Source organism: Dyella subtropica, assembly GCF_026283965.1.
GTDB lineage: Bacteria > Pseudomonadota > Gammaproteobacteria > Xanthomonadales > Rhodanobacteraceae > Dyella_D > Dyella_D subtropica.
The window spans coordinates 66,226-79,579 of the sequence record NZ_JAPDPD010000019.1; the positions used below are offsets into that span (position 1 = coordinate 66,226).

A 13,354-nucleotide genomic window follows, 5' to 3' on the forward strand; every position below is an offset into this window, starting at 1 on the left:
AGGCCATGCTCGCGAGACCTTACAGGCCGATCGCGGTTTCCGCCTTGACGTACGGCAGGCCGTGCGCCTGGGCGACCGGCTCGCAGGTCACCTGGCCTTCCGACACGTTCAGGCCGTTGCGCAGATGGACGTCCTGAGCCAGCGCCTTCTTCCAGCCGTGGTTGGCCAGGGCGAGGGTGAAGGGCAGGGTCACGCTGTTCAGCGCGAAGGTGGAGGTGCGGGCGACCGCGCCCGGCATGTTGGCGACGCAGTAGTGCACCACGCCGTCCACCACATAGGTCGGGTCGGAATGGGTGGTGGCGTGCGAGGTTTCCACGCAGCCGCCCTGGTCGATGGCCACGTCCACGATCACCGAACCCGGCTTCATGGTGCGAACCATGTCGTGCGTCACCAGCTTGGGCGCGGCGGCACCCGGCACCAGCACGGTGCCGATCAGCAGGTCGGCGCGGCGAACCAGCTCTTCGATGGCGGAGCGGGTGGAGAACACGGTCGAGATCGAGGTGCCGAACTGGGTGGCGAGACGCTTCAGCGCATCGGCCGAGCGATCGACCACGGTGACCTTGGCGCCCATACCCACGGCGATCGTCGCCGCGTGGGTGCCGGACACGCCGCCGCCCAGGATGACCACTTCGGCCGCCGGCACGCCAGGCACGCCGCCGAGCAACACGCCGCGACCGCCCTGGGCCTTCTCCAGCGAATGCGCGCCGACCTGCGGTGCGAGGCGGCCGGCGACTTCGGACATCGGGGTCAGCAGCGGCAGCGAGCCATTGGCGGCCGTCACCGTCTCGTACGCGATGCAGACGGCGCCGGAGGCGATCAGGTCCTGGGTCTGCTCCGCGTCGGGGGCGAGATGCAGATAGGTGAAGAGGATCTGGCCCTTGCGGAGCTTCTTGCGCTCCACCGCCAGCGGCTCCTTCACCTTCACGATCATGTCGGCGTCGGCAAAGATCTGGTCGGCGCTTTCCACCATGGTGGCGCCCGCGGCGGTGTAATCGGCATCGGTGATGCCCGCGCCCAGGCCCGCACCCACCTGCACCATGACCTGGTGACCGTGGTGCACCAGTTCCTGTACGGACGACGGAATGAGGCCCACGCGGTATTCGTGGTTCTTGATTTCTTTCGGCACACCGATGCGCATGGCTGGACGTCTCTTGCTAGTACGAGTGGGAGGGTTGCTGGGCCGGCGGCATGGGTTGCCGACGACGCAGCAGTATGAACGGTGTGTTGAGCAATTTCTCGCTCATTTGGCGTGCCCGGCGGCGCATGTGTAGAATTTTCACCACGAAAAATCATAAATAAGTGGAATTTTATGCTGCGCACCGATTTGGCCCTCGACGAGCGGGATCGCGCGATCCTCCAGCTGCTGCAGCAGGACGGTCGCCTGACCAATATGGAACTCGCCCTGCAGATCAATCTGTCGCCCTCGGCGTGTCTACGCCGGGTGAAATTGCTGGAAGAGCGCGGCCTGATTTCACGCTATGTGATGCTGCTCGACGAGAAGGTCGCGGGCCTCCCTGGCACCGCTTTCGTGCTGGTCACGCTCGACCAGCAAGGCCGTGCCGCGCTCGACGCTTTCGAGGCAGCGATCCAGCGCCACCCGGAGGTCACCGAGTGCTGTCTGCTCGCCGGCGCGGCCGACTACATGGTGCGCGTGGCTTATGCCGACTCCGCCGACTTCGAGCGCATTCACACCGACATCCTGACCCAGTTGCCCGGCGTGGTGCGCGTGCAATCGACGCTGGCGTTGCGAACGGTGAAGAAGACGACGGCGTTGCCGGTGTAGGGCCATGAGCGTGGCTCTTTGCATTGGCCTCCTCTCCCCCGTTTACCGATTTGTGCACGGGGGAGAGGATTGAGGTGAGGGGCGGGTGCTCGCGACAACGTTTCTACTTCGTCATTCCGGCGTAGGCCGGAATCCAGTGACGTTATCTCTCGGTTGTCGCGGCTGCGTGCCCTGGCACGCCTGCGGCGGGCTTCCGTCCTCCTGCCGGAGGCCGGGTCACTTCTCTTTGTTTGGTCACGCCTGAGCAGGAGCGATGGCGAACAGCGCAGCTGGCCCGAAGGGCGGAGGGCATGGATGCCCGGAGTCAAGAGAAGTAACCAAGAGAAAGACCACCCCGGTTCCGCGCCCTCCGGCTTCGCCTGCGGGTCCGTGAGGGCTGGCCGGGCTTTTCGACACGACGTCCCTGTCGTGTCGAAAAGGCATCGACGTCCTGTCGATGCCCCCTTCGGGGCCTGATCGTCCAGCCCTCACCGCTCCACAGGGGCCCCAAAGATCAAAAGCAAACCCTCGCTCATGTGGAGTGTGGTTACTCCACATGGGTCAGAAAAGAAGCTGTATGAACAGCCCAGCGAGCGGGAATCCACGCTGGACACAAGCGGTCGCTCAATCCAGCGGACGCACCCAGATATTGCGGAAGCTGATGGGCTTTGAAGGGTCGCTGTGGGCCTGGAGCTTGATGGCCGCTTCCGCATACGGCGCGTACTTCGGCTTGCCAATGTAGACGGTCTCACCGGTGAGCTGGGTATGGTTCTGCACCAGCACACCGTTGTGGATCAGTGTCACGTAAGCCGGCGACTTCAGCGTTCCGTCGGCGGCGAATGTTGGCGCCGTCCAGATGACGTCGTAGGTTTGCCATTCTCCCGGGGGGCGCATTGCGTTGACCAGGGGAGGTGTCTGTTTATAGACGCTGGCCGCCTGTCCGTTGACGTAGGTCTTGTTCTTCCACGAATCCAGGATCTGGATTTCGTAACCCTCGTCACCCGGGCCGGTCGACGCCAGGAACACGCCACTGTTGCCGCGCGCCTGGCCTTCGCCGGTGATGTCTTTGGGAACTTGCCATTCCAGGTGCAATTGATAGTTCTTGAACCGTTGCCTGGTCTGGATATTTCCCGCGGCCTTGTCGACCGTCACCACGCCGTCGTGGACTTTCCAGCGTGCGGGCGAATGATCCTTGGACGTTTCCCATGGCGCGAGATCGCGACCGTCGAACAGCACGACGGCATCAGAGGGCGGTGCGTCGTCGTGTTTGCCTGGCGTTACGACCTCGGGCACGGGCTCCCACTGTTCGGTGGCTTTGGGATCGGGAGAGGTGACGGCTTGCGCCCACGTGGTCGACTGATCGGTTGCCGCGTACACGAACAAAGCAAGGGCAACCGCGATTCGCCGCTTCATGAGCCATCTCCGTTGGAAGATCAGACCGTGCATATCTTGACCGCCTCGGCGAAGGAGGCGAATGGATCAGGCTGTGTCGGCACGAATTCATGCGCGATGAATCCTGAGAAATTCAGCTCCGCGATCGCGGTGGCGATGGCGTGGTAGTTGAGTTCCTGGGTGTCGTTGATCTCGTGTCGGCCCGGTACGCCACCCGTATGAAAATGCCCGATCCACTGGATGTTGTCGCGGATGGTGCGGATCACGTCGCCCTCCATGATCTGCATGTGATAGATGTCGTAGAGCAGCTTCACGTTGGGTGAGTTGATGCCCTTCATCACGGCGGCGCCGAACGCGGTGCTGTCGCCCTGGTAGCCGTGGTGATCCACCTTGCTGTTCAGAAGCTCCACGCAGATCGTGATGCCGTTCTCGGCCGCGTAGGGCGCGATCTTGGAAAGCCCCGCAACGCAGTTGTCGATAGCCTTGCGCTCGTCGATGCCCGCCTTGCGATTGCCGAACATCGTGATCAGGTTGGTCACGCCGGCGCGCTTGGCGAGCGGGATGGTCGCTTCCAGTTCTTTCAGCAAGGTGGCGTGATTGGCCGGGTCGTTGAAACCCATCGCAATGAAGTTGTCGCGCCGCGCCGGGTAGCCCATGGAAATCGCCAGGCCATGGTCGTTGACCACCGCCCACTCGTCCGCATACAGCAGATCGACACCGGCGAAGCCGATGGCCTTGACGCGCTTGCATAGCTCGGGGAGTGGTGCCTCGGAAGTCCAGCGGCTAAGGGATTGCTTGAGGCGCCCTGGCCGTGCTTTTTCGGAAGCGGGTTTGCCGGGTGCGGCCTGGGCCGATGGCAGGAGGGCGGCGGCGCCGAACGCCGCGGCGGCGGCGATCTGGCCAAGCGCGGTGCGGCGGGTGATGCCTCGGGAATCTGCGGACATGATTATTCGAGCCCCAGGAGCTGACGGTTGAAGCTGCGGTCGGCACCGGTCGCGGCAAAATCGTCGAACGCGCGATCGGTGACCTTGATGATGTGATCGCGGATAAAGGCAGCGCCTTCCTTCGCGCCTTGTTGCGCATCTTTCAAGCAGCACTCCCATTCGAGTACCGCCCAGCCTGGGTAATCGTATTGCGCGAACTTGCTGAAGATCGCGCCGAAATCGATCTGTCCGTCACCCAGCGAGCGGAAACGGCCGGGGCGATCGATCCAGTTCTGGTATCCGCCATAGACGCCGGAGCGTCCGTTCGGCCGGAACTCGGCGTCCTTCACGTGGAAGGCGCGAATGCGCTCGTGATAGATGTCGATGAAGGCGAGATAGTCGAGCTGCTGCAGCACCATATGACTAGGGTCGTAAAGGATGTTTGCGCGCGGGTGCTGCCCGACGGCGTCGAGAAAGCGCTCGAAGGTTGCGCCGTCATGCAGATCCTCGCCAGGATGAAGCTCGAAGCAGACATCGACGCCGGCCTCGTCGAACGCATCGAGAATCGGGCGCCAGCGTTTGCCGAGTTCGGCAAAGGCATCCTCGATCAGGCCGGCCGGGCGCTGCGGCCAGGGGTAGAACACATGCCAGGCCAGCGCACCAGAGAAGGTCGCATGTGCGGACAAACCGAAATGCTTGCTCGCCGTTGCCGCGAGCTTGAGCTGCTGCACGGCCCAAGCCTGGCGCTGCTGCACGTCGCCACGCAGCGCTGCGGGTGCGAAGCCATCGAACAGGCGATCATAGGCGGGGTGCGAGGCTACCAGTTGCCCTTGCAGATGCGTGGACAGCTCGGTCACCGCGAGCCCGTGCTCGGCCAGCATACCGGCGATGTCGTCGCAATAAGTCTTGCTCGCCGCCGCCTGTTCGAGATCGAACAGACGATGATCGTTGGTGGGAATCTGCACGCCGACAAAGCCGAGCGACGCCGCCCAGCGGGCGATATCAGGCAGCGTATGGAATGGCGCCGCGTCTCCCGCGTACTGGGCGAGGAAGATGCCCGGACCCTTGAGTGTTTTCATGTGCGCTCACCTGGCATGCGTCAGAGCTTCAATTCCGTTTCGACGGCCCATGCCTTGCCGTTGCCCGCCTGCGACAGCGGCACGTCGGCGTGATAGGCGCCTGGGACGGCGGCGTACTGGAGCACTTGCGTGCATCCAGGCTCGGACATGAAGAAGCCCAGCATGGTCAATTTCTTGGTCATCAAAACGAACTCGGCCTCTGGCGATGTACCAGGTTCCTTGGCCTTCGCCTTGGTTGTCGCCTCGTGATGGAGCCGGGTCACCAGTGCTTTGCGCTGCGCGTTTTCGAGTTGGAGAAATGGCTTGCCGCCGGCTTTGTCGAAAGCCGCGAGTGCATGGAGGTACCGCTCCTGCTCGGCCTTGGTGTAGACGTTCTGGAACATTTGATCGATAAAGCCGGGCACGCCGGCATCGAGCGCGCCAGGAGTGTCGGTGCGCGGAATCATGATGTCGGCGACCGCCGCCACCAGGCTGCTCTGTGCCTGGCTGAAGAACTGCGGGCTTGTGCCGGGGGTCTGCGCTGCGGCATAGGCGTCGAAGACAGCCAGGAGTGATGGCGCGGTGACAGCACCGACGGCCAGCGCGGAAAAACACTTCAACCATTCACGACGGTTCATGGCGATCTCCTCAGATGTTGCCGCGCTTGAGTTCTTCCACGGCATGGCTGGCCGCACGCGCCGTCAGCGCCATATAGGTCAGTGACGGGTTCTGGCAGGCGGACGAGGTCATGCAGGAACCGTCGGTGATGAAGACATTCTTGCAGGCATGCATCTGGTTCCATGCATTGAGCACCGAGGTCTTCGGGTCGCGACCCATGCGCGCGGTGCCCATCTCGTGGATGCCGGCGCCGACATTCGCCTGGGTCGTGAACGAACGCACGTCGCGGTATCCGGCGGCGCTCAGCATGTCGAGCGCGTCGTCGATGATCTCCTTGGCCATCAGGATCTCGTTCTCCTCGTGCGCGGCATCGAAGTTGAGTACCGGCATGCCGTACTTGTCTTTGCGGCTGCGATCCAAGGTCACGTGGTTGCGGTGGGAGGGCAGCATTTCGCCGAAGCCCATCATGGACACCGTCCAGGGGCCGGGTGTCTGCGCGGCCTGCTTCAGTTCGGCGCCGAGCGCCGGTTCGTTGACGAGTCGCGTCCAGTCGCGGCGGCTGGCGCCGCCCTGATAGCCGAAACCACGGAGATATTTGCGCTTGTCGCCGCCGAGGTTCCGGTAGCGTGGAATGTAGAAGCCGTTCGGCCGGCGCCCGCTGTAGTAGCGGTCCTCGTGGCCGTCGACGAGCGCCCGCGCGCCGCTGCCGAACAAGTGGTCCATGATGTTGTGGCCCACCTCGCCGCTATCGTTGCCGAAGCCATTGGGAAAGCGGCTCGAGATGGAGTTCAGCAGGATATGCGTGGTGCCAAAGGTCGAAGCGCACAGGAAGATTACGCGGGCGAAGTACTCCGTCTGGTGGCCGGTTTCGCTGTCCAGCACGCGCACGCCGGTCGCCTTGCCCTTGGCGTTGTCGTAGATCAGCTCGTAGACGATGGCGTTCGGGACCAGGGTCATGTTGCCGGTCTTTTCGGCCGCGGGCAGCGTCGACGCATTGCTGCTGAAGTAGGCGCCGAAGGGACAGCCGCGCATGCACAGGTTGCGATATTGGCAGGTGGTGCGTTGTGGGCTCTTGTCGTGCTTGAGTGGCCCGGAAAGGTTGGCCGTGCGGCCGATGATCAGCTTGCGACCGAACTTGTCGGACAGCTTGCCGCGGAAGTCCTTTTCGACGCAGTTGAGTTCCATCGGGGGGAGGAACTGGCCATCCGGCAGTTGCGCTAAATGCTCGGTCGAGCCGCTGACGCCGATGAAGTCCTCGACATAGTCGTACCACGGGGCCAGATCGTCATAGCGGATGGGCCAATCCACACCGATGCCTTCTTTGCCATTGGCCTCGAAGTCCATGGCGCTGAAGCGATAGCTCTGCCGGCCCCACATCAGCGAGCGTCCACCGACGTGATAGCCGCGGAACCAGTCGAACGGCCGGGTTTCGACATAGGGATGGTCGATGTCGTCGACGAACCAGTGCTTGGTGGATTGCGTGATGCCGTAGAACGACGGGCGCGTGTGTATCAGATGGCGCGCGGTGTCCTCCTGCGTCGGCTGATCGGCATAAGGCAGTTCCCACGGTGCCTTCATCGCGGTGGGGTAATCGCCGTGCTTGACCATGGGGCCGCGGTCGAGCACCAGGGTCTTGAGCCCTTTCTCGGTGAGTTCCTTGGCGGCCCAGCCGCCGCTGACGCCGGTGCCGACGACGATGGCGTCGTATGTGTTCTTTTCCATGCGGGTCCCTTGAGACGAGGTCACGATCAATAGGAAAGCGTGCGGGTCAGCGCAGCGGACGCAGGTAGGCGTAGTCGACACGCGCCGCGTCGAGCTGGCTCATGCGCGCGAAGGGGCCTTCCTGCTCGACAAAGCAATGTTTCAATCCGGCGCGATCCGCCGCCGCCATGACCGGTTTGTAGTCGATCGTGCCGCGCCCGAGTTCGGCGCCCGGATACTCCTTGCCCACGGCGGGAAGCAGGAAATCCTTGGCATGCATCAACGGAATGCGGCCGGGATTCGCCTTGAAGTAGTCGGCCGGATTCTTGCCGCCCACATGGACCCAGCCGCAATCGAGTTCGAACTTGACCAGGTGCGGATCGGTTTCCTTGAGCAGCACGTCGTAGAAGGTCTGCCCGTTGCCGACGTCGGTAAATTCCAGATGATGATTGTGGTAGGCGTATTGCAGACCGGCCTTCTTGGCTTTTTCGCCGAGCTGGTTGGCGTACTCCGCCGTGCGCTTGGCCTCGTCGAGGGAGTAGGTCGGTTCCGGCGCGTTCTTTCCCTTGGCGGCCTGCTCCTTCTGCATGATCGAAGGCAGCATGCTGCTGACCACGTACTGCGCACCGAGCGTGTGTGCGGCTTCGATGCCGGGGTCGACACCGAGACTGTCGACGTGCAGGCTCGGGCAACCCAGGCCGGCGGCGTTCAATTGATCGCGCAGGGTCTTGGCGGTGCTGGTGATGATGGCCTCGATTTCGGTATAGCCGATGGTCTTGAGTGTCTTGAGCGCGCCGGCCGGGTCGTCCTGGTACGCCTTGAGCACCATGTAAAGCTGGATGCCGAGCGGCTTGCCTTGCGCGGAAGCCGCCAGAATTTTTCCGGGCATGCTGGTTGCCAGCCACGCGGCGGTGCCGCAAAACGCGGATCGAGCAAGAAACTGCCTGCGAGTCATCATCATGTCGGTTTTTCTCGGGCGGTCAGGTGGAGGCTGGGGACGGTGGGGCATCAGTCGGTACGGGGACGGCACTGCCGACGGTGCTTTTGCGGTCCTTGAACATCAGTACGAACAGCACAAGGACGAGCGCGGCGCAAGCGCCGGCGATCAGCCAGATCGCGCGCCAGTCGTGGATGCCCGTCGCGGCATAGGTGTCCACGATCAGCCCTGACATCCAGGAACCGACGAACATGCCGAGGCCGTAGGTCAGGAACGTAATCAGCCCCTGGGTCGCCGCGCGCAGAGCAGACGGCGCCTCCCGGTCGATATAGATCTGGCCGACGACGAAGAAGAAGTCGAAGCAGATGCCGTGCAGGATGATGCCGAGCCAGAGCATCCACATCAGCTCGCCGGTGCCGCCGAAGGCGAACATGGCGTAGCGCAACACCCAGGCCAGCATGCCGACCGCGAGCATGTACTTCACGCCCAGGCGCCGGAAGAACCAGGGGATAAGCAGCATGCAGAGAATCTCTGACATCTGTCCGCCGGTCATCTTGCCTGCGGCGTTGACGACGCCGATTTCGTTGAGGAACAGGTTGGTGAAGGCGTAATAGAACTGCAGCGGAATGCAGATCAGGAAGGAGGCGAGGGCGAACACCGCCATCGAGCGGTCGCGCAGCAGGTGCAGGGATTCAAGAGGCAGCGCATGGCGCAATTCGAAACGCTGGTTGCGCGCGAGTGGCGGCGTCGGGGGCAGGGTGAAGCAATAGCCCGCCATGACGACCGAGAGTGCGGCGGCCAGGTGCAGGGGCGATGCAGTGGCTTCCACCCCCCAGGCGCCGACGACCAGGCCAACCACGATCCAGCCGATCGTGCCGAACACACGGATGGCGCCGAATTCCTCCTGCGGATCCTTGATATGCCGCATCGCGAGCGAGGTGGTCAGCGCCAGGGTCGGCATATAGCAGAGGCTGTAAGCCAGCAACGCGGCATACAGCACCGGGAACGAACGCTGTTGTGCAGCGATGAGCAGCAATACCGCACCGAGGGCGTGCAAGGCGACCAGCACGCGGCGTGTATCGAACAGGCGATCAGCGAGCAGTCCGACGAACAGCGGCGAGATCATGGCTCCGATCGCCGTGGTGCCCGCGATAGCGCCGATCTCCTGGCCGCTGAAATGCAGCGTCTTGCCCAGCCACGTTCCGACCGTGACGTACCATGCGCCCCAGATCGCGTACTCGAACAGCATCATCAACCTAAGGCGCCATTTCATCCCCGCGTTCCCCTTCTTTGTTTTGGCCCGTTGAGTTTCGGTTCGAGCCGATGTTCGAGGAGCCGATGTTCGACGATATGATCCTCGACGCTCTGCCATACGCCACCCGCGGCGTGGCTCTTGAGCATGGCGTCGACCAGAAGGCTGTTGCGATAACCGTCGGCGAAAGTCGGCAAGGCGGCGGGCTTCGTTTCCGGTGTGCCGCCGCGGCGTATCCACGCATAGGCGTCGGCCATCAGGTTGCGGAAAGCGTCGCTCCAGGCTTCCGGATGGCCCGCTGGCAAATGCGCATAGCCGCGCGCGGAAGGATCCAGCAGTGCCGGGTCTCTCGATAGCAAGGTGTTGGGCTGCGCGTGATGACCGATCCACAGTTCGTTGGGTTGTTCCTGCCGCCACGCCAGGGAGGCGAGGCGGCCGCTCACTTCCAGGCGCAGGTCGTTCTTGTGGCCGGGAAGCACCTGACCCACCGTGACGCAACCGCGGGCACCGTTGTCGAAACGCAAAAGCACACTGGCCAGATCTTCACTGGTGATCTCGACCTTGCGCCGCTGCGCTGACTTCGACTTGGCGAAGGCTTTGGTCGACTCGGCTGGCGCATGGCGGATGGGCACGGCGGTATGCAAGTCGGCTAGTACCGCCGTGATCCGCGCGCCGGTGACGTGCTCGGCGAGATCGCACCAGTGCGAGCCTATGTCGCCGAGCGCGGAACTGGCGCCGCCAAGCTTCGGATCAAGACGCCACGAATAAGTCTGGTCGTCCGTCAGCCAGTCCTGCAGATAACAACCATGCACGAACACCGGTGCGCCGAGTTTGCCCTTGGCGATCATGGCGCGCGCCTGCTGCACGAGTGCGTGGCTGCGGTAATTGAAAGTAACGACATGCGCCACGCCGGCATCGCGCGCGGCTTTGTAAAGCCCGCGGCTTTCCTGCACGTTGCTCGCCAGCGGCTTGTCTGAAATCACATGCTTGCCGGCACGCAGCACTGCCAAGGAGACTTCCTTATGCAGGTAATTGGGCGTGGTGTTGTGAACTACCTGCACGGCGGGGTCGGCCAGCAGTTCCTGATAGCTCGCGTAGGCGCGCCCGGCGTTGAGTTCCCGCGCTCTTTTTTTCGCGGAATCGAGGCTGGAGCCGGCGATGCCGATGATCTCGACGTCACCCAGGCGGCGTACTGCATCGAGGTGATGTGCGGCGATGAAGCCGGGACCGACGAGCCCCATGCCGAGTTTCTTCATCGGGTCGTCTCCCCGAAGGGGAGTTTTGCGGACTGGCCTGTCACTTCCCCTCCGATGCACCGCTGTCATTGGAAAATGTATTCGATTACATTCGCGTAAAGTAAGGCATTTAAGCTCAATCCATGAAGAGCGCGATTACGTATGGTGAGTGCCCGAGCGGATAGTGCCTAAAAACGTGGCAAGTTATGTAGCATATGGGAAATTGTCGATGCAACAATTTCATGTAATCCATTACATTGCATTGCACAAATTGGTATGAGGGTGACGGCTTGGATATCGCGTTCGTAAGGCGCGTGTCCGACGGGTGCGGGTGGTATCGTCCAGACCACAGCTGTGATGAGGGAGTCTGAAGCGGGTGAGTACAGCGGGATCCAAGGGCAAAGGGCAGGGCGCCAAAGGCAAGCGTTTGAAAGCTGCGCCGCAGCAGAGCCGTGTCAGGACGGTCAAGGAGATTGCCGCCATCGCGAAGGTTTCGGTGGCTACCGTGTCGCGCGCCTTGCAGCGGCCAGAGATCGTCAGCGAAGCGACGCGCCTGCGCATACACGAGGTCGTCAAGCGCCTGGGCTACACACCCAACGCATTGGCGCGCAATCTGCGCACGGCGCGTACGCGCCTGATCGTCGCCTTACTCCCCGACATCGCCAATCCCTTTTTCTCCGAAGTGATCCGCGGCATCGAGCAGGTCGCGTATGAGAACGGTTATTCGGTACTGCTGGGTGAGACCCAGAGCAGCCTCGTGCGCGAGCAGGCTTATGCCGATATGGTCGCGGCACGGCAGGCCGACGGCATCATCACTATGTCGCATCGTGTGCCGGCGATTCCGATCGATGGCCGCCTGCCCGTGGTCAATGCGTGCGAGTATGTCAAGGACAGCGAGATTTCCAGCGTCTATATCGACAATGTGGCCGCGGCGGGCGTCGCGGTCGACTATCTGATCATGCTGGGCCACCGCGACATCGCCTTCATCGCCGGTCCGCCGTCGAGCCCGATATGCGTGGACCGCGAACAGGGTTACCAGCTCGCGCTTCAGCGGGCGAAGATTCGCGCCAATCCCGCGCTAACCACCGTTGGCGATTTTTCGATCGAGGCGGGTGAGCGCGCGATCGAACTGCTTCTGTCGCAGGGGCAGTCGTTCAGCGCGGTGTTTTGTTCCAACGACGAAATGGCGATCGGCGCGATGCGCGCACTGAGTTCACACGGGTTGCGCGTGCCAGAGGATATTTCGGTGGTCGGTTTCGACGACATCCGTTTCGCACGCTACACCTCGCCGCCGCTGACGACCGTCGCCCAGCCGAAGAACGCGCTGGGGCGAGAAGCCATGACCATGATGATCGAGCTGCTCAATGACCCGGAGGTACCACCGCGCAAGCGCGTGTTGTCAGCCGATCTGGTAGTGCGCGGCTCGACTGCGGCGCGTGCGTCTAAGCGTGGGTAGCGAGTCGTCCCGGGCCGGCCCCCCTGTCTTGGCTCAACTTGGCGGATGCCGCCGACTTCGAACGCATCCACACCGACATCCTGACCCAGCTGTCCGGCGTGGTGCGCGTGCAATCGACGCTGGCGTTGCGCACGGTGAAGAAGATCACGGCATTGCCGTTGTAAGGGTGCATTCGCGATGAATTCCTCAAGGCAAGAGAGCGCACGTTCACCGCACCCGCCCATCGGTGCTCTATTGCGCGAATGGAGGGCCGCAAGGCGAATGAGCCAGCTCGAACTCGCCTTGCAGTCGGGCATGTCGACGCGGCATCTGAGCTACGTCGAAACAGGCAAGGCGCAAGCGAGTCGCGAGATGGTCTGCCGCCTGGCCAGGGCCCTCAAAATGCCTCTGCGCGAGCGCAACGCGCTGCTTCTCGCGGGTGGCTATGCTCCGGAGTACTCGGAGAATCCACTCGCCACGCCCGCACTCGATCGGATGCGGCATGCGATCGAGCTGATCATCGCCCATCAGGAACCTTATCCCGCTTTTGTGCTCGATCGGCACTGGAATGTGTTGATGGCCAACCAGGCGGCGCTCAGGGTCAATCACCTTTTGATGGGTGGGCGCGCGAGCCCGCACGCCAATTTGTTGCACCAGGTGTTCGATCCGGATGACTTCCGCTCTGTCATCGTCAACTGGCCGGAAGTCGCGGAGAAGTTCATTCACCATCTGCACGAGCAACTGGCCGTTGTTCCGTCCGATCCGATGGCGCAGAAACTCCTGGATGCGGTGTTGCGGTACCCCGACGTGCCGGCGCATTGGCGCTTTCGTGATTTGAAGAACGAGCCTGCTCCCGTGCTCACGCTTGTTTTTCGCAGCAGCGAAGGTGAGCTGCGTTTCTTCGAGACGATTACGACCTTCTCGATGCCTCGCGACGTGACGCTCGATGAGCTGCGGATCGAATGTGCGTTTCCGGCGGATGACCATACGGCTGCCGTGTGCGCGCGGCTTTCGCGCGCTCCTGATTAGCGTTGCATGCGG

13 protein-coding genes are annotated in these 13,354 nt (G+C 62.7%); 4 read left to right on the plus strand and 9 right to left on the minus strand.

The window, feature by feature from the left end; genetic code table 11:
* Positions 1–19 precede the first annotated feature (19 nt).
* Positions 20–1,138 (minus strand): alanine dehydrogenase, encoded by a 1,119-nt coding sequence (ald, locus tag OUZ45_RS16250; RefSeq protein ID WP_266171193.1) that lies wholly within the window; start codon positions 1,136–1,138, stop codon positions 20–22.
* A 171-nt stretch (positions 1,139–1,309) separates the two neighbouring features.
* Between ald and OUZ45_RS16255 the strand changes: the two genes are divergently transcribed.
* Positions 1,310–1,783, plus strand: a complete 474-nt coding sequence (locus OUZ45_RS16255) for an Lrp/AsnC family transcriptional regulator (protein WP_266171194.1) — start codon at positions 1,310–1,312, stop codon at positions 1,781–1,783.
* 603 nt (positions 1,784–2,386) lie between these two features.
* Here OUZ45_RS16255 and OUZ45_RS16260 read toward each other — a convergent pair.
* The 8 genes from OUZ45_RS16260 to OUZ45_RS16295 form a co-directional block, all read right to left on the minus strand.
* Positions 2,387–3,175 (minus strand): 3-keto-disaccharide hydrolase, encoded by a 789-nt coding sequence (locus OUZ45_RS16260; protein WP_266171195.1) that lies wholly within the window; start codon positions 3,173–3,175, stop codon positions 2,387–2,389.
* Positions 3,176–3,195: 20 nt separating this feature from the next.
* Positions 3,196–4,098 carry a hydroxypyruvate isomerase family protein gene (locus tag OUZ45_RS16265; protein ID WP_266171196.1) on the minus strand — a complete coding sequence of 301 codons (903 nt, stop codon included), beginning with the start codon at positions 4,096–4,098 and terminating at the stop codon, positions 3,196–3,198.
* Between the two features lie 2 nt (positions 4,099–4,100).
* Complete coding sequence (locus tag OUZ45_RS16270; protein ID WP_266171197.1) at positions 4,101–5,156, minus strand: sugar phosphate isomerase/epimerase family protein; 1,056 nt, start codon at positions 5,154–5,156, stop codon at positions 4,101–4,103.
* A 20-nt stretch (positions 5,157–5,176) separates the two neighbouring features.
* Positions 5,177–5,773: a gluconate 2-dehydrogenase subunit 3 family protein gene (locus OUZ45_RS16275; protein ID WP_266171198.1), complete on the minus strand. Its 597-nt coding sequence runs from the start codon at positions 5,771–5,773 to the stop codon at positions 5,177–5,179.
* Positions 5,774–5,783: 10 nt separating this feature from the next.
* Positions 5,784–7,475, minus strand: coding sequence for a GMC oxidoreductase (locus OUZ45_RS16280; protein ID WP_266171199.1), 1,692 nt, complete (start codon positions 7,473–7,475; stop codon positions 5,784–5,786).
* A gap of 46 nt (positions 7,476–7,521) precedes the next feature.
* The gene (locus OUZ45_RS16285; RefSeq protein WP_266171200.1) at positions 7,522–8,343 is read right to left on the minus strand and encodes a sugar phosphate isomerase/epimerase family protein; all 822 of its coding nucleotides are present in this window, start codon (positions 8,341–8,343) and stop codon (positions 7,522–7,524) included.
* A gap of 91 nt (positions 8,344–8,434) precedes the next feature.
* Complete coding sequence (locus OUZ45_RS16290; RefSeq protein ID WP_266171237.1) at positions 8,435–9,664, minus strand: nucleoside permease; 1,230 nt, start codon at positions 9,662–9,664, stop codon at positions 8,435–8,437.
* Entirely contained in the window at positions 9,661–10,899 is a 1,239-nt protein-coding gene (locus OUZ45_RS16295) for a Gfo/Idh/MocA family protein (RefSeq protein ID WP_266171201.1), read from the minus strand. Before OUZ45_RS16295 ends, OUZ45_RS16290 begins: the two co-directional genes overlap by 4 nt.
* Before the next feature lie 355 nt (positions 10,900–11,254).
* Between OUZ45_RS16295 and OUZ45_RS16300 the strand changes: the two genes are divergently transcribed.
* From OUZ45_RS16300 to OUZ45_RS16310, 3 genes are read left to right on the plus strand one after another with little or no spacing between them, the layout of a single operon-like run.
* On the plus strand, positions 11,255–12,334 hold the full coding sequence (locus OUZ45_RS16300) for a LacI family DNA-binding transcriptional regulator (RefSeq protein WP_266171202.1): 1,080 nt from the start codon (positions 11,255–11,257) through the stop codon (positions 12,332–12,334).
* 38 nt (positions 12,335–12,372) lie between these two features.
* A complete protein-coding gene (locus OUZ45_RS16305) occupies positions 12,373–12,498 on the plus strand; it encodes a hypothetical protein (protein ID WP_266171203.1) in 126 nt (41 codons plus the stop codon).
* Positions 12,499–12,511: 13 nt separating this feature from the next.
* Positions 12,512–13,342, plus strand: a complete 831-nt coding sequence (locus tag OUZ45_RS16310; protein ID WP_266171205.1) for a helix-turn-helix domain-containing protein — start codon at positions 12,512–12,514, stop codon at positions 13,340–13,342.
* Positions 13,343–13,354 lie beyond the last annotated feature (12 nt).

What these genes read in the sequence shown, in the direction of transcription:
- ald (WP_266171193.1), bottom strand. Translation starts at nt 1,138, where the DNA reads ATGCGCATCGGTGTGCCGAAAGAAATCAAGAACCACGAATACCGCGTG.
- OUZ45_RS16255 (WP_266171194.1), top strand. Translation starts at nt 1,310, where the DNA reads ATGCTGCGCACCGATTTGGCCCTCGACGAGCGGGATCGCGCGATCCTC.
- OUZ45_RS16260 (WP_266171195.1), bottom strand. Translation starts at nt 3,175, where the DNA reads ATGAAGCGGCGAATCGCGGTTGCCCTTGCTTTGTTCGTGTACGCGGCA.
- OUZ45_RS16265 (WP_266171196.1), bottom strand. Translation starts at nt 4,098, where the DNA reads ATGTCCGCAGATTCCCGAGGCATCACCCGCCGCACCGCGCTTGGCCAG.
- OUZ45_RS16270 (WP_266171197.1), bottom strand. Translation starts at nt 5,156, where the DNA reads ATGAAAACACTCAAGGGTCCGGGCATCTTCCTCGCCCAGTACGCGGGA.
- OUZ45_RS16275 (WP_266171198.1), bottom strand. Translation starts at nt 5,773, where the DNA reads ATGAACCGTCGTGAATGGTTGAAGTGTTTTTCCGCGCTGGCCGTCGGT.
- OUZ45_RS16280 (WP_266171199.1), bottom strand. Translation starts at nt 7,475, where the DNA reads ATGGAAAAGAACACATACGACGCCATCGTCGTCGGCACCGGCGTCAGC.
- OUZ45_RS16285 (WP_266171200.1), bottom strand. Translation starts at nt 8,343, where the DNA reads ATGCCCGGAAAAATTCTGGCGGCTTCCGCGCAAGGCAAGCCGCTCGGC.
- OUZ45_RS16290 (WP_266171237.1), bottom strand. Translation starts at nt 9,664, where the DNA reads ATGAAATGGCGCCTTAGGTTGATGATGCTGTTCGAGTACGCGATCTGG.
- OUZ45_RS16295 (WP_266171201.1), bottom strand. Translation starts at nt 10,899, where the DNA reads ATGAAGAAACTCGGCATGGGGCTCGTCGGTCCCGGCTTCATCGCCGCA.
- OUZ45_RS16310 (WP_266171205.1), top strand. Translation starts at nt 12,512, where the DNA reads ATGAATTCCTCAAGGCAAGAGAGCGCACGTTCACCGCACCCGCCCATC.